This is a genomic window from Cupriavidus sp. 05T42 (assembly GCF_056396345.1).
On sequence record NZ_JBFTLH010000008.1, the window covers coordinates 272632 to 293009 of the forward strand.

Annotated in this window: 16 protein-coding genes; 5 read left to right on the forward strand and 11 right to left on the reverse strand. The window is 68.3% G+C overall.

Going from position 1 to position 20378, the window contains the following annotated elements:
• Genes AC1EJR_RS13840 through AC1EJR_RS13850 form a run of 3 tightly spaced genes read right to left on the reverse strand, consistent with a single transcriptional unit; the run spans position 1 to position 8015 of the window.
• Entirely contained in the window at positions 1-3315 is a 3315-nt protein-coding gene (locus AC1EJR_RS13840) for an efflux RND transporter permease subunit (protein WP_477147212.1), read from the reverse strand.
• A complete protein-coding gene (locus tag AC1EJR_RS13845) occupies positions 3315-6497 on the reverse strand; it encodes an MdtB/MuxB family multidrug efflux RND transporter permease subunit (protein WP_477147213.1) in 3183 nt (1060 codons plus the stop codon). Before AC1EJR_RS13845 ends, AC1EJR_RS13840 begins: the two co-directional genes overlap by 1 nt.
• 24 nt (positions 6498-6521) lie before the next feature.
• Complete coding sequence (locus AC1EJR_RS13850) at positions 6522-8015, reverse strand: MdtA/MuxA family multidrug efflux RND transporter periplasmic adaptor subunit (protein WP_477147214.1); 1494 nt, start codon at positions 8013-8015, stop codon at positions 6522-6524.
• A gap of 285 nt (positions 8016-8300) precedes the next feature.
• Here AC1EJR_RS13850 and AC1EJR_RS13855 point away from each other — a divergent pair, with 285 nt between their 5' ends.
• A complete protein-coding gene (locus tag AC1EJR_RS13855; protein WP_092298018.1) occupies positions 8301-9035 on the forward strand; it encodes a response regulator in 735 nt (244 codons plus the stop codon).
• Complete coding sequence (locus AC1EJR_RS13860) at positions 9032-10312, forward strand: ATP-binding protein (protein ID WP_092298022.1); 1281 nt, start codon at positions 9032-9034, stop codon at positions 10310-10312. The genes AC1EJR_RS13855 and AC1EJR_RS13860 overlap by 4 nt, the downstream gene beginning before the upstream one ends.
• 42 nt (positions 10313-10354) lie before the next feature.
• Here the strand turns inward: AC1EJR_RS13860 and plsY are convergent, their stop codons facing one another.
• The 6 genes from plsY to AC1EJR_RS13890 form a co-directional block, all read right to left on the reverse strand.
• Positions 10355-10966: a glycerol-3-phosphate 1-O-acyltransferase PlsY gene (plsY, locus tag AC1EJR_RS13865; RefSeq protein ID WP_477147215.1), complete on the reverse strand. Its 612-nt coding sequence runs from the start codon at positions 10964-10966 to the stop codon at positions 10355-10357.
• A gap of 95 nt (positions 10967-11061) precedes the next feature.
• Entirely contained in the window at positions 11062-11553 is a 492-nt protein-coding gene (locus AC1EJR_RS13870) for an aminoacyl-tRNA deacylase (RefSeq protein WP_092298028.1), read from the reverse strand.
• 21 nt (positions 11554-11574) lie between these two features.
• Positions 11575-12513: a site-specific tyrosine recombinase XerD gene (xerD, locus tag AC1EJR_RS13875; protein WP_477147216.1), complete on the reverse strand. Its 939-nt coding sequence runs from the start codon at positions 12511-12513 to the stop codon at positions 11575-11577.
• Positions 12510-12989: a methylated-DNA--[protein]-cysteine S-methyltransferase gene (locus tag AC1EJR_RS13880; protein WP_092298034.1), complete on the reverse strand. Its 480-nt coding sequence runs from the start codon at positions 12987-12989 to the stop codon at positions 12510-12512. The genes xerD and AC1EJR_RS13880 overlap by 4 nt, the downstream gene beginning before the upstream one ends.
• Positions 12990-13238: 249 nt before the next feature.
• Complete coding sequence (locus tag AC1EJR_RS13885; protein WP_092298037.1) at positions 13239-14216, reverse strand: tripartite tricarboxylate transporter substrate binding protein BugE; 978 nt, start codon at positions 14214-14216, stop codon at positions 13239-13241.
• Between the two features lie 92 nt (positions 14217-14308).
• The gene (locus AC1EJR_RS13890) at positions 14309-14929 is read right to left on the reverse strand and encodes a chalcone isomerase family protein (protein ID WP_255370917.1); all 621 of its coding nucleotides are present in this window, start codon (positions 14927-14929) and stop codon (positions 14309-14311) included.
• Between the two features lie 180 nt (positions 14930-15109).
• Between AC1EJR_RS13890 and AC1EJR_RS13895 the strand changes: the two genes are divergently transcribed.
• Positions 15110-16003 (forward strand): AEC family transporter, encoded by an 894-nt coding sequence (locus tag AC1EJR_RS13895; RefSeq protein ID WP_092298043.1) that lies wholly within the window; start codon positions 15110-15112, stop codon positions 16001-16003.
• Here AC1EJR_RS13895 and queG read toward each other — a convergent pair.
• Positions 16000-17157, reverse strand: coding sequence for a tRNA epoxyqueuosine(34) reductase QueG (gene queG / locus AC1EJR_RS13900; protein ID WP_255370918.1), 1158 nt, complete (start codon positions 17155-17157; stop codon positions 16000-16002). The genes AC1EJR_RS13895 and queG overlap by 4 nt on opposite strands.
• A 16-nt stretch (positions 17158-17173) precedes the next feature.
• Between queG and tsaE the strand changes: the two genes are divergently transcribed.
• Both tsaE and AC1EJR_RS13910 read left to right on the forward strand, forming a co-directional pair.
• On the forward strand, positions 17174-17707 hold the full coding sequence (gene tsaE / locus AC1EJR_RS13905; protein WP_441645015.1) for a tRNA (adenosine(37)-N6)-threonylcarbamoyltransferase complex ATPase subunit type 1 TsaE: 534 nt from the start codon (positions 17174-17176) through the stop codon (positions 17705-17707).
• Positions 17701-19200 (forward strand): N-acetylmuramoyl-L-alanine amidase, encoded by a 1500-nt coding sequence (locus AC1EJR_RS13910; protein ID WP_092298049.1) that lies wholly within the window; start codon positions 17701-17703, stop codon positions 19198-19200. The genes tsaE and AC1EJR_RS13910 overlap by 7 nt, the downstream gene beginning before the upstream one ends.
• 75 nt (positions 19201-19275) lie before the next feature.
• Here the strand turns inward: AC1EJR_RS13910 and AC1EJR_RS13915 are convergent, their stop codons facing one another.
• A complete protein-coding gene (locus AC1EJR_RS13915; protein WP_092298052.1) occupies positions 19276-20304 on the reverse strand; it encodes a bile acid:sodium symporter family protein in 1029 nt (342 codons plus the stop codon).
• Between the last annotated feature and the right edge of the window lie 74 nt (positions 20305-20378).

The window sequence follows — 20378 nt, forward strand, 5'->3', positions numbered from 1 at the left end:
TCAGGATTCCAGCCGCGGCGCGGCGTCCGGGCGTTGGCCGTGGCGCTGGCGGCGGGCGCGCCATGCCTGCACGCGCAGGCGCCAGCGGTCGAGCGTGAGGTAGACCACGGGCGTGGTGTAGAGCGTCAGCAACTGGCTCACCACAAGGCCGCCGACAATCGAGATGCCGAGCGGCGCGCGCAGCTCGGCGCCGTCGCCCCGGCCGATGGCCAGCGGCACCGCGCCCAGCAGCGCGGCCATGGTCGTCATCAGGATCGGCCGGAAGCGCAGCAGACAGGCGCGATAGATCGCCTCGCGCGGGCTCATGCCCTCATTGCGCTCGGCGTCGATGGCGAAGTCGATCATCATGATCGCGTTCTTCTTGACGATGCCGATCAGCAGGATCACGCCGATCAGCGCGATGATGCTGAATTCGGTCTTGAACAGCAGCAGCGCCAGCAGCGCGCCCACCCCGGCCGAGGGCAGCGTGGACAGGATGGTCAGCGGGTGCACGTAGCTCTCGTACAGGATGCCGAGCACGATGTAGATGGTGATCAGCGCGGCCAGGATCAGGTAGGGCTGGCTCTTGAGCGAGTCCTGGAACGCCTTGGCGCCGCCCTGGAAGTTGGCCTGGAGCGTCTCCGGGGCGCCGATCTTGGCCAACGCCTGGCGGATGGCGTCGGTGGCCTCCGACAGCGAGAACCCTTCGGCCAGGTTGAACGAGATCGTGGAGGCGGCGAACTGGCCCTGGTGGTTCACGCCGAGCGGCGTGCTGGTCGGCGTGACGCGCGCGAAGGCCGAGAGCGGCACCCGCCGGCCGTTACCGGTGACCACGTAGATGTCCTGCAGCGCATGCGGCCCCTGCAGGTACTCCGGGCTCAGCTCCATCACCACGCGGTACTGGTTCAGCGGGTGGTAGATCGTGGAGACCAGCCGCTGGCCGAAGGCGTCGTTGAGCACCGCATCCACCTGCTGGGCGGTGACGCCGAGCTTGGAGGCGGTGTCCCGGTCGATGATCACCGAGGTCTGCAGGCCCTTGTCATTGGTATCGGTATCCACATCCTCGATCCCCTTGATGTTCGAGATCGCCGCGCGCACCTTGGGCTCCCAGGTGCGTAGCGTCTCCAGGTCGTCGGACTGGAGCGTGAACTGGTACTGCGAACTGCTCTGGCGCCCACCCACGCGGATGTCCTGCACCGATTGCAGGTAGAGGTTGGCGCCGGGCTCCCTGGCCAGCTTCAGGCGCAGCCGGGCGATGATGGCGTCGGCGKACTCCTTGCGCTCGTTCAGCGGCTTCAGCGTCACGAACATCTGCCCCGTGTTGCGTTGCGAGCCGCCGGTGAAGCCGGTGACGTTGACCACGGCCGGATCGGACTGGACGATCTTGATGAAGTTGTCGAGCTTGCCGCGCATGGCCTGGAACGAGGTGGCCTGGTCCGCGCGGATGAAGCCGATCAGCCGGCCGGTGTCCTGCTGCGGGAAGAAGCCCTTCGGCACGACCACGTAGAGCCAGACGTTCAGCGCCATGGTGGCCAGCAGGATCACCCAGACCAGCTTGCCGTGCCGCAGCGCGAAGTCCAGCGAACGCGCGTAGCGGTCGTGCATCCAGTTGAACACGCGCTCGCTGGCCCGGTAGAAGCGGCCCTGGCTGGCCTTGTGCTCGTCCACGGGGCGCAGCAGCCGCGCGCACATCATCGGCGTGGTGGTCAGCGACACGACCAGCGAGACCAGGATGGCCACCGACAGCGTGATGGCGAACTCCTGGAACAGCCGGCCCACGATGCCGCCCATCATCAGCAGCGGGATGAACACGGCGATCAGCGACAGGCTCATCGACAACACCGTGAAGCCCACCTCGCGCGCCCCGCGCAGGGCGGCCGCGCGCGGCTTCATGCCATTCTCGATATGGCGCGAGATGTTCTCCAGCACCACGATGGCGTCATCGACCACGAAGCCGGTGGCAATCGTCAGCGCCATCAGCGACAGGTTGTTGAGCGAGAACCCGCACAGGTACATCACCGCGAACGTGCCGACCAGCGACACCGGCACGGCCACGCTCGGGATCAGCGTGGCGCGCACGTTGCGCAGGAACAGGAACACCACCATGATCACCAGCGCCACCGAGATCATCAGCGTGTGCTCCACCTCGCGCAGGGAGGCGCGGATGGTGGGCGTGCGGTCCATCATCACGTCCATCGAGATGCTGGCCGGGATCATCTTGCGCAGCTGCGGCAGCATCTCGTTGACGCGGTCCACGGTCTCGATGATGTTGGCGCCGGGCGAGCGGTTCAGCACCAGCAGCACCGACGGCTTGCCGTTGGCCGAGCCGGCATTGCGGATGTCCTGCACCGAATCCACCACGCTGGCCACGTCCTGGAGCCGGATCGGCACCGCGAAGGCGTTGGGGCCGGCGGCGGCGCTGTTGCCGCCCGTGGCGCCCGAGCTGACGGTGGTGGTGCCGCTGCTGGTGGTGATGGTGGTAGTGGTGATCCCGTTGACGGTCTTGGTGCTCACCCCGCCGCCGGCCGTGGCGTTGGCCGTGCTGGCAATCAGCGCGCCGGCCGAGGCGGACGAATACGTGCCCGGCGTGGCGTAGCGCACGATCAGCGGCATGTAGTCCTTGGCCGTCATCGCCTGGTCGTTGGCGTAGACCTGCCAGTTGTTGACGTTGTTCTCGAGCACGCCGAGCGGGCGGTTGGCGTTGGTGGCCGAGATCGTGTTGCGCACGTCTTCCAGCGAGATGCCGTACTTGTTCAGCGCCGTGGGGTTCAGCTCCACCCGCACCGCCGGCAGCGAGGCGCCGCCAATCGTCACCTGGCCCACGCCCTCCACCTGCGACAGTTTCTGGGAGAGGATGGTCGAGGCGGCGTCGTAGAGCTGGCCGCGCGTCATGGTGGGCGAGGTCAGCCCGATGATCATGATCGGCGCGTCGGCCGGGTTGACCTTGCGATAGGTCGGATTGTTCGGCAGGCTGGTCGGCAGCGTCCCGCGTGAGGCGTTGATGGCCGCCTGCACGTCCCGCGCGGCGCCGTCGATGTCACGCGAGAGGTCGAACTGCAGCGTCACCCGCGTGGAGCCCAGCGAGCTGCTGGAGGTGATCTCGGTCACCCCAGCGATGGTGCCCAGCGCGCGCTCCAGTGGCGTGGCCACGGTGGCCGCCATGGTCTCGGGGCTGGCGCCGGGCAGCGACGCCGAGACCGAGATGGTCGGGAAGTCCACCTGCGGCAGCGGCGAGACCGGCAGCAGCCGGAACGCCGCGAGGCCCGCCAGCAGGATGCCGAGGGTCAGCAGCGCGGTGGCAACCGGGCGTTGGATGAAGGCGGCCGACAGGTTCATCAGGCGTGCGGCTCCTGCGGGTTCGCGTTCGGATTCGGGTTCGGGCGGGGACGATGGGCGTCCTCGTTGTCGCCACCGTCGCCACCGTCGTCAGGATCGCCGAAGCGGCGTTTGCGCCACCCTTTGAGCCGCATCGCCACGCTGTCGAATGCCAGGTAGATCACCGGCGTGGTGAACAGCGTCAGCACCTGGCTGACCAGCAGGCCGCCGACCATCGTCACGCCCAGCGGCCGGCGCAGCTCGGAGCCGATGCCCGTGCCCAGCATCATCGGCAGGGCGGCCAGCAGGGCGGCCATGGTCGTCATCAGGATCGGGCGGAAGCGCAGCAGGCAGGCCTGGAAGATGGCGTCGCGCGGCGCCATGCCGCCCTCACGCTCGGCCTCGAGCGCGAAGTCGATCATCATGATGGCGTTCTTCTTGACGATGCCGATCAGCAGGATGATGCCGATGATCGCGATGATGCCGATGTCCTGCCCCGAGACCAGCAGCGCCAGCAGCGCCCCCACGCCGGCCGAGGGCAGCGTGGACAGGATGGTCACCGGGTGKATCGTGCTCTCGTAGAGCACGCCCAGCACGATGTACATCGTGATCACGGCGGCCAGGATCAGCCACAGCGTGTTGGAGAGCGAGGCGCGGAAGGCCAGCGCGGCGCCCTGGAACTCGGTGACCATCGAGATCGGCAGGTTCAGCTCCTTCTCGATCTGCGTGATCTTGTCCACGGCGGCGCCCAGGGACTCGCCCGGGGCCAGGTTGAACGAGACCGTCGCGGCCGGGAACTGGCCCTGATGGTTGATCACCAACTGGCCGGTGCGCTCGCTGATGCGGGCGATGGCGCCCAKCGGCACCTGCCCGCCCGACGACGACGGCAGGCGCAGCTCGGCCAGCGACTGCGGGCTGGTGCGGAACTGCGGCATGGTCTCCAGCACCACGCGGTACTGGCTGGACTGCGTGAAGATGGTCGACACCAGCCGCTGGCCGAAGGCGCTGTAGAGTGCGCTGTCGATCACGGCCGTGGTGATGCCGAACCGCGCGGCGGCGTCCCGGTCGATGTCCACATAGGCGCGCAGGCCGTTGTTCTGCTGGTCGCTCGCCACGTCGCGCAGTTCGGGTTCCTGACGCAGGCGCTCCACCAGCTTGGGCACCCATTCGGCCAGCGTGGCCGGGTCCGGGTCTTCCACGGTGAACTGGTACTGCGTGCGCGAGACGCGGTCCTCGATGGTCAGGTCCTGCACCGGCTGGGTGTAGAGCGAGACGCCGCCCAGCTGCTGCACGGCGTCCTGGAGCCGCTGCGTGACCACCGCCATGCTGTCCCGGTCGGCCTTGGGCTTGAGGTTGATCAGCATGCGCCCGGCGTTGAGCGTGGTGTTGGTGCCATCCACGCCGATGAACGACGAGACGCTGGCCACCGCCGGGTCCTGCAGGATCACCTTCTGCACGGCCTCCTGCTTGCGGCCCATCGCCGCGAACGAGGTGGTCTGTGAGGCCTCGGTGATGGCCTGGATCACGCCGGTGTCCTGCACCGGGAAKAAGCCCTTCGGCACCAGCATATAGAGCAGGCCGGTCAGCACCAGCGTGCCCACGGCCACCACCAGCGTGGCGGTCTGGCGGTCCAGCACCCACTCCAGCGCCTGGCCGTAGCGGTGGATCACGTTGTCGAAGAAGCGGCCCGTGGCACGATGGAAGCGCGGCAGTTCCTCCTCGGGCACGTGGCGCAGCAGGCGCGCGCACATCATCGGCGTCAGCGTCAGCGACACCACGGCCGAGATCAGGATCGACACCGCCAGCGTGATGGCGAACTCGCGGAACAGCCGGCCGACCACATCGCCCATGAACAGCAGCGGGATCAGCACGGCCACCAGCGAGAAGGTCAGCGAGATGATGGTGAAGCCGATCTGCTTGGAGCCCTTGAGCGCCGCAGCCATCGGGGAATCGCCTTCCTCGATGTAGCGCATGATGTTCTCGATCATCACGATGGCGTCATCCACCACGAAGCCGGTGGCGATGGTCAGCGCCATCAGCGTCAGGTTGTTGATCGAGAAGCCGGCCATGTACATCACGCCGAAGGTGCCGACCAGCGAGAGCGGCACCGCCACGCCCGGGATGATGGTGGCCGGGATGTTGCGCAGGAAGACKAAGATCACCATCACCACCAGCGCGATGGCCAGCAGCAGCTCGAACTGCACATCCTTGACCGAGGCGCGGATGGTGGTGGTGCGGTCGGTCAGCAACTGCACGTGCACCGAGGCCGGCAGCGCCGCCTGCAGCTGCGGCAGCAGCGTCTTGATGCGGTCCACCACCTCGATCACGTTGGCGCCGGGCTGGCGCTGGATGTTCAGCACGATGGCCGGCTTGCTGTTGGCCCAGGCGGCCAGCCGGCTGTTCTCGGGGCCGTCGACGATGTCGGCCACGTCGGTGATGCGGATCGGCGCGCCGTTCTGGTAGCCGATGATGATCTGGCGGTATTCGTCGGCGGAGCGGAGCTGGTCGTTGGCGTCGATGGTGGAGGCGCGCGCGGGGCCGTCGAAGCTGCCCTTGGCGCCGTTCACGTTGGCGCTGCCGATGGCGGTGCGCAGGTCGTCGATCGACATGCCCAGCGCGGCCAGCGCGGTGGGATTGGCCTGGATGCGCACGGCGGGGCGCTGCCCGCCGCTGATGGTGACCAGCCCCACGCCCTGGATCTGCGAGATCTTGGCGCCCACGCGGGTGTCCACCATGTCCTGCAGCTTGGGCAGGGGCAGGGTGTCCGAGGTCATCGCCAGCGTCATGATCGGCGCATCGGCCGGATTGACCTTGCTGTAGACCGGCGGCATGGGCAGGTCCGAGGGCAGCAGGTTGCCGCCCGCATTGATGGCGGCCTGCACCTGCTGCTCGGCCACGTCCAGCGACAGCGACAGCTCGAACTGCAGCGTGATGACCGACGCGCCGCCAGAGGACGACGACGACATCTGCTTGAGCCCCGGCATCTGGCCGAACTGGCGCTCCAGCGGCGCCGTGACCGAGGAGGTCATGACGTCCGGGCTGGCGCCCGGGTAGAGCGTGGTGACCTGGATGGTCGGGTAATCCACCTCCGGCAGCGCGGACAGCGGCAGCAGCCGGTACGCCACCAGCCCGGACAGCAGGATGGCCAGCATCAGCAGTGCCGTGGCCACCGGCCGTTCGATAAAGATGCGTGAGGGATTCATGCCGTCTCGGGTGCGTCGCCGTGCTTACTGCTGCGGCCGTTGGCCGACGGTGCCGGTGGGGTTGGCCGGCGTGTTCGTGGTCGGGTTCGGATTGGTGTCGCCGTCACGGGGGCGCCGGCGCTCGGCTGCGGCGCCGGAGGCGCCCATCGCCCCAGCCGCTCCGGAGGCATCGCTGGCCCCGGCGTGCGGGCCGCTGGCACCGCCATGGCGCCGGCCACGCCCGCGCGGCGAACTGGCCGGCGTGGTGGCGGCGGCACGCGCGGCCGGGTCCACGGCTTCCACGATCATGCCTTCCTTGAGGCGGTCGGCGCCGTCCACGACCACGCGCTGGCCCGGCTCCAATCCTTTCATGACGGCGGTCTGGGCGCCATCGGTCGGCCCCAGCGTGACCACCTGCACCTTCACCTGGTTGTCATCGCCCACCACGTAGACGAAGGTGCCCTGCTGGCCGCGCTGGATGGCGGCCACCGGGATCACGGTGGCGTCCACCAGCGTGTCCACGCGCGTGCGCACGTTCACGAACTGGTTCGGGAACAGCATGCCGTCCGTGTTCGGGAAGATGGCCTTGAGCTTGACCGTGCCCGTGGTGGTGTCGATCTGGTTGTCGGTGGTCAGCAGCGTGCCTTCGCCAAGCTGGTTGCGCACCTGGCGGTCCCACGCCTGCACCGGCAGCTTCTCGCCGGCGTTGAGCTTCTTCAGCACGGCCGGCAGGTTGTCTTCGGGAATGGTGTAGAGCACGGCAATCGGCTGGATCTGGGTGATCAGCGCGATGCCGTTGGTGTCGCCGGTGCCGACGATGTTGCCCGGGTCCACCTGCCGCAGGCCGATGCGGCCCGAGTTGGGCGCCACGATCCTGGTATAGCCGAGCTGGATGCGGGCGTTATCCACATTGCCCTGGTCGGTCTTCACGGTGCCCTCGTACTGGCGCACCAGCGCGTCCTGGGTATCCACCTGCTGCTTGGAGATGGAGTCCTGCGCCAGCAGCGTCTTGTAGCGCTGCTGGTCCAGCCGGGCGTTCTGGAGCAGCGCCTGGTCCCGCGCGAGCTGGCCCACGGCCTGGTCGAGCGTGGCCTGKAACGGGCGCGGGTCGATCTCCGCCAGCACGTCGCCGGCCTTGACCATCTGGCCTTCCTTGAACAGCACCTTCAGCAGCGGGCCCGAGACCTGGGCGCGCACGGTGACATTGGTCACCGGCGTCACGTTGCCCAGGCCGTTGAGCACCACGTCCATGTCACGCCGGGCCACCGTGTTGACCACCACGGGCGAACGCGGTTGCGCGCCCGGGCCGCCCGGGCCCCCTGGGCCGCTGGCACCCATGCGGCGACCCGCGCCGGGGCCGCTGGCGCCGCCGGTGGCCGCGCCCGCCTCCTGCGCGGCCTGCCGGTGGCTGTGCCAGTACCAGCCGACGCCGGCCAGCACGACGATGACGGCCACGGCGATCCAGGTGCGGCGGCGGGCCGGGCCGGGGCGGCGCGGCGGGGAGGGCGGAAGAGATTGACCTTGTTCGGGGCTGGACATAGACCGGGAATCCTGGGGACGGCACGACGAAGGGCGTACCAACGGGCTTGCTCGGCATATCGGGGCAAATGACCCCATATGACGGCGAAGTTGCAGCAGTATGCCGCAGGCGGGCACGGCTGCGGTGCCATGGCCTGAAGGATAATGTGCCGCCGCCATCCCACCTGTTTCGTGGCGTCCCGCTTTTATTACATCGGATTACGATGGCGCCGGGTGTAACCTCCGGAAACAAAACGGTCGGGGTAAATCGCCATCTGGCGCTGCCGGCCTGACTATCATGTGGCTATGCGAACGAACCAGCCTACCCAGATCCTCGTCGTCGACGACGATCCCGAACTGCGCGACCTCCTGCGCGAGTACCTGACCAGCCAGGGCTTTGCCGTCTCGGTCCTGCACGATGGCGATGGCCTCCAGGCCCGCCTCGAGCGCGAGCGGCCGGCGCTGATCGTGCTCGACCTGATGATGCCGAAGGTGGACGGCCTGACCGCGCTGCGCAACCTGCGCGCCAAGAACGACGACATCCCGGTGATCCTGCTCACGGCGCGCAGCGACGAGATCGACCGCATCGTCGGGCTGGAGATCGGCGCCGACGACTACCTCGGCAAGCCGTTCTCGCCGCGCGAGCTGCTGGCGCGCATCAACGCGGTGCTGCGGCGCAAGCTGGCGCGCCCGGCCGCCGCGCCCGAGGACCGCGAATCGGTGGCGTTCGGCCCGTTCCGCGTCAATTTCCGGCTGCGCACGCTGTTGCGCAACGACCAGTCGGTGCAGATCAGCGATACCGAGTTCGCGCTGCTCAAGCTGCTGCTGTCCCACCCGCTGGAAGTGCTCTCGCGCGAACGCATCGTCGAGCTGATGTACGGCAGTGCCAGCGGCATCAGCGACCGCGGCATCGACGTGCAGATCTGGCGCCTGCGCCGCCTGCTCGACGAGGACGCCCAGCGTCCGCGCTATATCCAGACCGTACGGGGCCGGGGCTACACCTTCGTGCCTGACGAAGCCGAGGACAGCATTCCGCAATGAAGCTGAGGATCGACACCCTGTTCGGCCGCATGGCGCTGCTGATTGCGGCCGTGCTGTTCATCAGCCATTTCTCGTGGCTGGCCATCCTGCGCATGGACCGCCGGCAGCAGCAGATCGACTATTCGGTGGAGCAGATGATGTTCCAGCTGAAGAGTATCGAGCGCGCGCTGGACGCGAAGCCGCCGGTGGCGCTGCCGAGCCTGGTCGAGGTGGCCGATACCGCCGAGGCCGACGAGCATTCGGCCGATCCGGCGCCCGGCCGGCCGCGCCGGCTGGTGGAGCAGTTCGTGCGCCAGCTGCCCGCCGGCACGCAGATCCGCCTGGAAGACGAGACCACGCCGCGCCTCTGGATCAAGCTGCCCACGCGCGCGCAGTGGATCGCCATGCCGATTCTGTTCGTGCACAATCCGCCGCCCGACAACCGCATGGTGCCCGGCGTGGTGCTGGTGGTGGGGGTGGCGATCATCTTCGCGCTGCTGATTGCGTGGCAGATCCAGCGCCCGGTGCGCGACATGGCCGAGGCCGCCGAGCAGCTTTCCCGCCAGCATGCGGTCAAGCCGCTGCGCGAGCGCGGGCCGCATGAGCTGCGCCAGTTGATCGTGCGTTTCAATCGGATGGTGGCGGACCTCGCGCGCATCGACCAGGAGCGCAATACGATGCTGGCCGGCATCGCCCACGACCTGAAGACGCCGCTGGCGCGGCTGCGGCTGCGTGCCGAGATGCTGTCCGACCCCAAGGCGGCGGCCGGCGTGACCCGCGACGTGGACTCCATGGCGGCGATCGTCGAACAGTTCCTGAGCTTCGCCCAGAGCAGCGAGCCCACCGCCCGCCCGGTGCCGGTGGACAAGCGCATCGGCGAACTGGCGCTGTCGCTGCAGGAGCAGGACCGCACCGTGGTGCTGGAACTGGCCGCTGGCGAGGGCTTCCGGATGATCGCCACCCAGCTCGATCGCATCATCGGCAATCTTGTCGACAACGCCTATGCCTATGGCGCGCCGCCCGTCTGCGTGGCGACGGCACGGGGGCCGGACGGCTGGCGGCTGACGGTGGAAGATCAGGGACCCGGGATTCCGGAAGAGGCGATGGAGCGCGTGACGCTGCCATTCGTGCGGCTGGACCCGGCGCGTGGTGGCAATGCCCACTCGGGACTCGGCCTGGCCATCGTGGACCGCCTGGTGCGGCAGGGCGGCGGGCGGCTGATGCTGCTCAACCGGCCCGACGGCGGCCTGCGGGTGGAGATGGTGTTCCCGTTCGCGGCGCTGGCGCAGGCCGCGTAACGGTCAGTAACGGACAGTAGCGGTCAGGCTGGCGAGGTGCCCTCAGCCAGCCTTCTTCTTCTCGCCGATCCGGCTTTCCTTGCCGGCCAGCAGCTTGGCGATGTTCTGGCGGTGGCGCACCACCAGCAGCACGCCGATCACGAAGACCGMGCCGGTGATGATATCCACGCCGAACATCAGCACATAGAAGAACGGCGCGAAGATGGCCGCCACCAGCGCGGCCAGCGACGAATAGCGGAAGAAGAACGCGATGATGAGCCAGGTGGCCAGCGTGCCGGCGCCCAGCAGCGGATGGATCGCGAACAGGATGCCGGCGGCCGTTGCCACGCCCTTGCCACCCGCGAAGCGGTGGAACACCGGGAACAGGTGGCCCAGGAACACGCCCAGCGCCGCGAGCGCCACGCCCGAATCCTCCAGCCCGTAGCCCGGGCCGAAGTGCCGGGCCAGCCAGACCGCGAACCAGCCCTTCAGGCCGTCCCCAATCAGCGTCAGGATGGCCGCCTTCTTGTTGCCCGTGCGCAGCACGTTGGTGGCGCCGGGGTTGCCCGAGCCATAGCTGTGCGGGTCCGGCAGGCCCATGAGCTTGCTGACCACGACGGCAAAGGACACCGACCCGATCAGGTAGGCGACGACGGCGAATAGCAGGTTGACCATTGCAGGGGAATCTTTTTGGGGGTTTCAGGCTGGCGCGATTGTAGCGCGCCCGTCCGTGTCAGTCAGGCTCGGGTCAGCCCCGATTCAATCCGATTTCAGTCCGGCAGGGCGCACTCGACCGGCTTGGCCTCCAGCAGCCGCGTCAGCACCTCCGGCGCGATGCTGACCAGATAGCCGCGCCGCCCGCCGTTGATATAGATCCGCTCCAGCGCCAGCACGCCGGCCTCCACATAGACCGGCATCCGCTTCTTCGTGCCGAACGGCGACGTGCCGCCGACCATGAAGCCACTGTGGCGCTGCGCCACCTCGGGCTTGCACGGCTGCACGCTCTTGCAGCCAATCTGCCGCGCCAGGTTCTTGGTCGAGACCGAGCAATCGCCATGCATCAGCACGATCAGCGGCTGCGCGCGCTCGTCCTCCATGACCAGGGTCTTGACCACGTCGTGCTCGGGCACGCCCAGCTGGCGGGCAGACTCACCGGTGCCGCCGTGGTCGACATATTCATAGGGATGCTCGCCGAAATCCACGCCATGCCGGCGCAGCATCTGCGTGGCGGGGGTCTCGGAGATGTGTTTCGCTTTGCTCATGAGGCGCGGCGCGGCAGGGGGTTAGCCGCGCGGATGGTGGTGGAGATGCAGCTCGCGCAGGCGCTCGCGCGCCACGTGCGTGTAGATCTGCGTGGTGGAGATATCGGCATGGCCCAGCAGCAGCTGCACCACGCGCAGGTCGGCGCCATGGTTCAGCAGGTGCGTGGCGAACGCGTGCCGCAGCGTATGTGGCGAAAGCGGCGCATGGATGCCGCCTTCGCGCGCGTGCTTCTTGATCAGGTGCCAGAAGGTCTGGCGCGTCATGCCTTCGCCGCGCTGCGTGACGAACAGCGCGTCGCAGGGGCGCCCGGCCAGCAGGGCGGGGCGCGACTCGGCCAGGTAGCGACGCAGCCAGTCGCCGGCCTGCGCGCCGAACGGCACCAGCCGCTCCTTGTTGCCCTTGCCGCCCACGATGCGCGCCACGCCCTCGTTCAGGCCGATTTCCACGGTCTTCATGTTGGTCAGCTCGGACACGCGCAGCCCGCTCGCATACATCAGCTCGAGCATGGTGCGGTMGCGCAGCCCCAGCGGGGTGTCGGTATCGGGGGTTTCGAGCAGGGCCTCGACCTGGGCTTCGGAGAGCGTCTTCGGAAAGCGCGGCGGCTGCTTGGCGGGCCGCAGCAGCAGGCACGGATCGGCCTGGATCATGTGCTCGCGCAGCGCCCACTGGTAGAAGCGGCGGAACACGGTGAGCCGCCGGTTGGCCGACGAGGCCCGTGTCTCCAGATGGCGCGCGGCGAAGTAGGCGGACAGCAGGGTGTCGTCCACGCCCAGCAGCTTGCCGTGGGCGGCGCCGTGGAGCCAGCGTGCCAGCAGGGCGAGGTCGCGGCGATAGGCGTCGATGGTGTTGCGCGACAGGCCGTCTTCCAGCCACAGCGCGTCGCAGAAGCGATCGACCAGCGCGAGATCGGCGCTGGGATCGGTGCCGGCCGGGGCCTCGGCGTGCACAACCTCGCTCATAGCAGCATCGCGCCCTCGTGGCGCAGCAGCCAGCGCTTCACGCCGAGATGGAAGCCTTCCTCGCCATGATGGGCGAAGCCCCCCAGCCCGTTGGCGGCCACCACGCGATGGCAGGGAATGACCACGGGGAACCAGTTCTGCCCGCACGCCTGCCCCACGGCACGCGGCATGCTTTGCAGGCGYTTGGCGATGGTGCCGTAGGTGGTCAGGCCGCCACGCGGCACGGCCGAGATGGCGTCCCAGACCTTGCGCTGGAACGCGGTGCCGCGATGGGCCAGCGGCAGGTCGAACACGGTGTCGGGGTCGGCGTAGTAGGCGTCCAGCTGCGCGGCCACGCGGCGCGCGAGGGCGCTGGCCGGGGCAATCAGCTCGAAGCTGTCGGGCAGGTAGACGATTTCGTGGACGTGCTCGCCATCGGCACGCACGCCGATCTTGCCGAAAGGCGCGGGCAGGACGGCATCGAAGCGGTGGGACATGGCTGATGGACGGCTGGGGTAATGACCCCGGATTTTATGCCGATTCGCGCCGGTGCTGCGGTTTGCGCCTCTCTCCCTCTGGGAGAGAGGCCGGGAGAGAGGGCAGGCGCTGGCCGGAGCCTGCATGCTGGAACACACCGAAGGCTCCGCTTGATGTGGTCGCATGCTGGACCACCCCTCTCCCCGACCCTCTCCCACTGAGGGGAGAGGGAGCAAAACTCGTGGTCCTGAAGGGCCACTTGGGCGTACTTACTGCTCCAGCTTGATGTTCTGCACCTTCACAAGCGTCTTCATCTTGTCGAATTCCTTCTTGATCTCGGCGGCGTGCTGGGCCGGGGTGTTGCCCGACGGCTCGGCGCCAGCCGTGCGCAGGCGCTGGACGAAGTCCTTGTCCTGCAGCGCCTTGACGGCCGCCGCGTTCAGCTTGGCGATCACGTCGTCCGGCGTGCCGGCGGGGGCCACCAGGCCGTACCAGGCCGGGTCATTCGGCTCCTTCAGGCCCATTTCGCCGAAGGTCGGCACGTTGGGCAGGCCGTCCACGCGCTTGTCCCACGCCACCACCAGCGCGCGCAGCTTGCCGGCCTTGATGTAGGGCATCGACGACGGCAGGTTGTCCACCATGATCGGTACCTGGCCGGCCAGCACGTCGTTCAGCGCCGGGCCTGCGCCACGGTACGGAATGTGCACCATGAACGTCTTGGTCGAGACCTTGAACTGCTCGCCCAGCATGTGGCCGAAGCCGCAGGTGCCCGACGACGCATACGAGTACTTGCCCGGATTGGCCTTCAGCACGGCCAGGAACTCCTTGTAGTCCTTGGCCGGGAAGTTCGGGTTCACGGCGATCACGTTGGCCACGTTGGCCACGTTCGTGATGGGCTTGAAGTCCTTGATCGGGTCGTACGACAGCTTCGGGTTGCAGGCCGGGTTCACGGCCATGGTCGAAACCGTGGAGATGCCGATGGTGTAGCCATCCGGCGGGGCCTTGGCGATGGCGTCGGCGCCGATCGAACCGCCCCCGCCAGCGCGGTTTTCCACCACCACGGGCTGGCCGAGGATGCGGCTCATCTGGTCGGCCACGCCACGGCCCACGATGTCGGTGGTGCCACCCGGCGCGAACGGAATGATCAGGCGGATCGGCTTGGTCGGAAAGCTTTGCGCGTGCGCCACGGAAGCCACCGAGGCGATGGCGGCAACGGCCAGGGTCAGTGCGGTTTTACGAGCGTGCATGAGAAGAGAGTCTCCCGTTCTGAAAGCCGGACGGATCGCGCCCGGGGAGGTCATAAAACGCCGGCGAGCGTTGCGCCGGCGGCGTTGCGGATTCAGCCGCCCAGCAGGCCGCGCTTGAGTTCGCGGTCCACCGGATGTTCGCCCAGGAAGATGCGCAGCACCGCCTGGTAGAAGTCCTCGCCCGGAATCGGCCGCCCGCGCGGGATGCCGTTGACGGCCACCACGGTGCCGCTTTCGGGGGCGTAGTCGAAGTTGATGACATCGCCCCGGCGCGCCGTGCCGACCAGGTTCATGGTCTGCTCGAGCTGGGTGAGGCGGTCGGCCAGCAGCTTTAGCTGCGGCTCGGAGTGGTTCTCGCGCAGGCCCGTGTTCAGCGCCTTGACGAAGGCATCGGACTCCACCTCGCGCAGCGGGCGGATCTGCAGCCGCTTGGGCCCGTGCGTGCCCAGCGCCACGGTGGCGTTGCGCGAACGCTCGGGCAGGTAGAGCCCGGCCGCGTAGCCCTTGATGACGAACACCGCGCGCAGCCCGGCGCCATTCAGTTGCAGCTCCTTGCCGCCGACGCGCGTGGCGTCGTCGAAGCGCACCCCCTCGATCTCCATCGCCATGGCATGCGTGGAGATGGCCGACAGCGGCGACAGCAGGCCCACGGCCACGGCGAGCGCGGCGGCGTGTCTGCGGAGAGCGGTGGATCGGCGGGCGGGGACCTTCATGGGTGCGGCGGGCAAGACGAAATTTGGCATGCCATGTTGCCGGAGTTCTGGAACAATACCCATCCGTATCTGCCCTAGTCTGCACATTTGGCCGTGCCTGCCATGGGGGTTCCCCGCCCGCGTTCCCGGTTGCCGCATGCGTCACAAGGGTGGTCTGTCGTGCATAAAAACTAAAGAGACATGTCTTCAGCATTGCTGCTGGTGCCGGACTTCAGCCTGATCCTGATCGGCTGGCTGCTGGTCCGCTACACGCCGTTCGACCGCGTGTTCTGGTCCGGCGTGGAACGCTTGGTTTACTTCGTCCTGTTCCCGGCGTTGCTGTTGCAATCCACCAACAGTGCCAGGTTCGATTTCTCCTCCACCTCGGCCATGCTGGGGCTGGCGCTGGCCACCACGCTCTTGGGCGTGGTCACGGGCTGCCTCGTCAAATTCGTGCTGCGGCCGGCCCCGCGCGACTTCGCCTCGGGGCTCCAGACCGCCTTCCGCTTCAATTCCTATATCGGGCTGGCCCTGGCGTCGCGGCTGGGCGGCAGCGAGGGGCTCGCGCTGATGGCGCTGGTCGTGGGCGTGACCGTGCCGCTGTGCAACGTGGTGGCGGTGTGGGCGCTGGCGCGGCATGGGGAGTCCCGGCTGCTGCGCGAGCTGGCGCGCAATCCGCTGATCCTGGCCACGGCGGGCGGGCTGATTACCAACCTGCTTGGCCTGCATCCGCCCGAAGTGGTGGCGATGACGCTCAACCGGATCGGCTCGGCCTCCACGGCGCTGGGCTTGATGACCGTGGGCGCCGGGCTCCAGATGCGCGGCGCCACGGGCGCGATCGGGCCGGTGGCGTGGTGGTGCGGCGTGAAGCTGCTGGCGATGCCGGCCTTCGCGTGGCTGGCTGGCCGCTACCTGCCGCTGACGGCGCTCCAGTACCAGATCGTGGTGCTGTTCGCCTCGCTGCCCACGGCGCCGAGCGCGTACATCCTCGCGGTGCGCATGGGCGGCAATGGGCCGATGGTGGCGGCGACGATCTCGCTGATGACCATCGCCGCCATCGTCACCACGCCGTTCTGGCTGGCGCTGGTCAGCTAGGGAGCGGGGGCGGCCGGGGAGGGGTCCTGGGCCAGTGCCCAGTCGATATGCTCGCGCACAAGCGGCGTGGCGGCGTCCTGCCGGGCCCGCAGCGCGGCGCGGATGCGCCCGGCCAGCGCCGGATCGGTACCGGCCGCCGCGCGCAGGCTGTTGCCCAGCCCCACGGCGAGGTTGCGCAGCCAGCGTTCATGGCCGATGCGGCGGATCGGGCTGCCTTCCAGCCGCTGGTTGAACTCGGCCTCGGTCCAGTCGAACAGGTCKACCATGTCGGGCGCGTCGAAGCCGTTGCGCACATCGAAATCGGGCAGCGTGGCCCGGTGCGCGAACTTGTTCCACGGGCAGGCGAGCTGGCAGTCGTCGCAGCCATAGACGCGGTTGCCCATCGGCGCGCGGAATTCCTCGGGAATCGGCCCCTTGTGCTCGATGGTCAGGTAAGAAATGCAACGCCGGGCGTCGAGCCGGTACGGCTCCAGGATGGCGGCGGTGGGGCAGATGTCGATGCAGCGGCGGCAGTTGCCGCAGTGGGGGGCCTCGGGCGGGTCCGCAGGCAGGGGCAGGTCGACGAGGATTTCGCCGAGGAAGAACATCGAGCCGCCGTCGCGGTCCAGCAGCAGCGTGTGCTTGCCGCGCCAGCCCAGCCCGGCCTGGCTGGCCAGCGCCACCTCCATCACCGGCGCGGAATCCGTGAATACGCGATAGCCGAACGGGCCGATGGCCTGCTCGATGCGCGCCGCCAGCTGCTGGAGCCGGTTGCGCAGCACCTTGTGATAGTCGCGGCCCCGGGCGTAGAGCGAGAGCACGGCCGTGGACGGATCGTCGAGCCGCGCGAGTTCGTGGCCGCGCCAGTCGTCAGGGCCTTCGGCAGGCAAATAGGGCATGCGGGCGACGATGGCCCGCACCGTGCCCGGCACCAGTTCGGCCGGCCGGGCGCGCCGCATGCCGTGGTTGGCCATATAATCCATGTCGCCGTGGTAGCCCGCCTGCAACCACGCCAACAGGCCCGCTTCCGCGTGGCGCAGATCGACATCGGCGATGCGGATCGCATCGAAGCCAAGCGCCGCGCCCCAGCCACGCATGGACTGCGCCAGGGCGGCCAGATCCGGTGGCGCCTGTGGCGAGATTTCAGTGGGGGCGGGTGCTGCGACATCGATCATTCCTGAATTGTACGCAATGCCCCTGCTCGAAGAACGCATCCTGACGCTGCCGGACGAGGCCGCCACCGCCCGCTTCGGCGCCGCGCTGGCCGCCACGGTGCAGGCCATGCCGCCGCGCACGGTGCATGTGCAGCTCTCGGGCGACCTGGGCGCGGGCAAGACCACGCTCTCGCGCGCCGTGCTGCGCGCGCTGGGCCACGCGGGCAAGGTCCGCAGCCCCACCTACACGCTGTGCGAGCCCTACGAGGTGGCCCGGGCCGATGGCTCGCCCCTCACCGTCTACCACTTCGACCTGTACCGCTTCGCGGACCCCGAGGAGTGGATCGACGCCGGATTCCGCGACTGTTTCGCCGAGCCGGCGTTCAATCTCGTCGAATGGCCGGAAAAGGCGGGCAGCCTGCTTGGGGAACCGGACCTCCACGTGTTGCTCCAATCGGACATCCGCGCGCTGGAATTGGCCGCGGGCGCCGATCCGGAAGGCGCCGATCCCCGCATGGCCACGCTGCGGGCCTATACTCCCACTGGACTTATCCTGCTGAACGCATGCTGATCAAGCGACTCGCCACCGACCGACCCGATGGACCCGACGGACTGCTGCAGGCCCGGCGCAAGTGGATGGCGCAGGCTGCGCGGCTGGGCGCGGGCACGGTGGTGCTGACCCTCGTCGGCCCGCAGATTGCACGCGGCGCCGGCATCGTGGCCGTGCGCGTCTGGCCCGCCGAGGATTACACGCGCGTGACCATCGAGTCCGACGCGCCGCTGGCCGCGCAACACCAGATGATCCGCAGCCCGGACCGCCTGGTGGTCGATATCGACGGCCTCGACCTCTCGCCCACGCTGCGCGAGCTGGTGGCCAAGATCAGCACCAACGACCCCTATATCCAGACCGTGCGCGTGGGCCAGAACCGGCCGCGCGTGGTGCGGATGGTGTTCGACCTCAAGGAAGACGTCTCGCCGCAGGTGTTCACGCTGGCCCCGATCGGCAACTATCGCAACCGGCTCGTGTTCGACCTCTACCCGGTGAATCCGCCCGATCCGCTCTGGAAGCTGGTGCGCGATACCGAGGACAAGCAGCGCCGCTTCGCCCAGACCCCGCCGCCGGCCGGCAGCGAGGGCGTGTCCGGCGCGCCGCCCGGGGCCGAGGAAGATGCGATTGGCGCGCTGGTGCGCAAGTTCGAGGATAAGGACCAGCTCCCGCCGGCCACCACGGCGCCGCCGCCGGCTGTCGCGCAGGTCAAGCCCAGGCCTTCTACCCCTTCGGCTCCCTCGGCACCGCCCGTGCCGCCGCCGATGGCCCAGACCAATGTGCCGCCGCCCAGCCAGTTCAAGATGCGCCGCCTGCTGACCGTGGCCCTTGACCCCGGCCACGGCGGCGAGGACCCCGGCGCCATCGGCGCGGCGGGTTCGCGCGAAAAGGACGTGGTGCTGCAGATCGCGCACCGGCTGCGCGCCAAGATCGACGCCCAGCCCAATATGCGCGCGATGATGACGCGCGACTCGGACTTCTTCGTGCCGCTGAACGTGCGCGTGCAGAAGGCGCGGCGCGTGCAGGCCGACCTGTTCGTGTCGATCCACGCCGATGCCTTCCTGTCGCCGGAGGCGCGCGGGGCGTCCGTGTTCGCGCTGTCGGAGCGGGGCGCGTCCAGTACTGCCGCCCGCTGGCTCGCCAACAAGGAAAACAACGCCGATCTGATCGGCGGGACCAATATGGGCAACAAGGATGCCCAGGTGGCGCGCGTGCTGCTGGACCTGTCCACCACGGCGCAGATCAACGACAGCATGCAGGTCGGCAAGGCCGTGCTGGGCGAGATCGGCGGCATCAACAAGCTGCACAAGGGCAGCGTGGAGCAGGCCGGGTTTGCCGTGCTCAAGGCGCCGGACATTCCGTCGATCCTGATCGAGACCGCCTTCATCAGTAACCCGGAAGAGGAGCGCAAGCTCAACGACGACGCGCACCAGGAGCAGCTGGCCAACGCCATCCTGCGCGGCATCAAGGCGTACTTCGCGAAGAACCCGCCGCTGGCGAAGAATCCGTCGGTGTAAGCCCTTTTCGTACTGGTCAGAAACAAAAAGCGGCGCCCGAGGGCGCCGCTTTTGTCATGCGGGAGAGGCTCAGGCTCAGGCGCGAGCCGTGCCGCGCGCCTCGGGGGCGTCGTCGCGGCTGGCGTAGCGGCCGGCGATCACCGAGCAGACGATCAGTTGCAGCTGGTGGTAGACCATCAGCGGCAGCACCAGCAGGCCCAGCGCGGGATGGCCCGCGAACAGGATCTTGGCCATCGGAATGCCGTTCGCCAGGCTCTTCTTCGAGCCGCAGAACACCGCCGTGATCTCGTCTTCCACCGAGAAACCGAGGCGGCGGGCGACGAAGGTGGTGGCGCCGAGCACCACGATCAGCAGGATCGCCGCGATACCCATCACCGCGCCGATGGTCTGCCAGTGGTACTGGTGCCACAGGCCAGCGGCCGTGGCATCGCAGAACGACGAATAGACGATCAGCACGATCACGCCACGGTCGATCTTGCTGGTGATCTGCTTCTTCTTTGCCAGCCAGTTGCCGATCAGCGGACGGGCCAGCTGGCCCAGTGCGAACGGCAGCAGCAGTTGCAGCGCCACGCCAGTCAGCGCGCGGCCCAGCGGCATGTTGCCGGTGCCCGAGGCGCTGATCACCAGGCCCATCAGCAGCGGCGTGAGCGCCATGCCGATCAGGCCCGAGATGGTGGCGTTGAAGATGGCGCCCGGCACGTTGCCGCGCGCCATCGACGTCATGGCCACCGACGAGGACACCGTGGACGGCAGCACGCACAGGAAGAACACGCCGAGCAGCAGGTCTGCCGGCAGCGCGTCGCGCAGCGCGAACATCAGCACCACGCCCACCACCGGGAACACCACGTAGGTGAACGCCTGGACGAACACGTGCAGGCGCCAGTGACGCGCGCCGGCCACGAGTTTGTCGCGCGAGAGCGCTGCGCCGTGCAGGAAAAACACCAGCGCGACGCCAAGGTTGGTGACAATGCCAAGGTGCAGCGGGCCGTCACCGGTACCGACCTCGGGGGCGATCAGCGCCACCGCAATCGCGGTCAGCATGATCAGGACGAAGCCGTCGATCAAGTCGTACAGCTTTTTGAAGGGAGTCAGGATGGCAGACATTGGGGATAGTGCTTAAGGGTTTCCGCTTGGTATTGGACGCCAACGGCGTCTAGAATGCAAATTCATTTATCGTA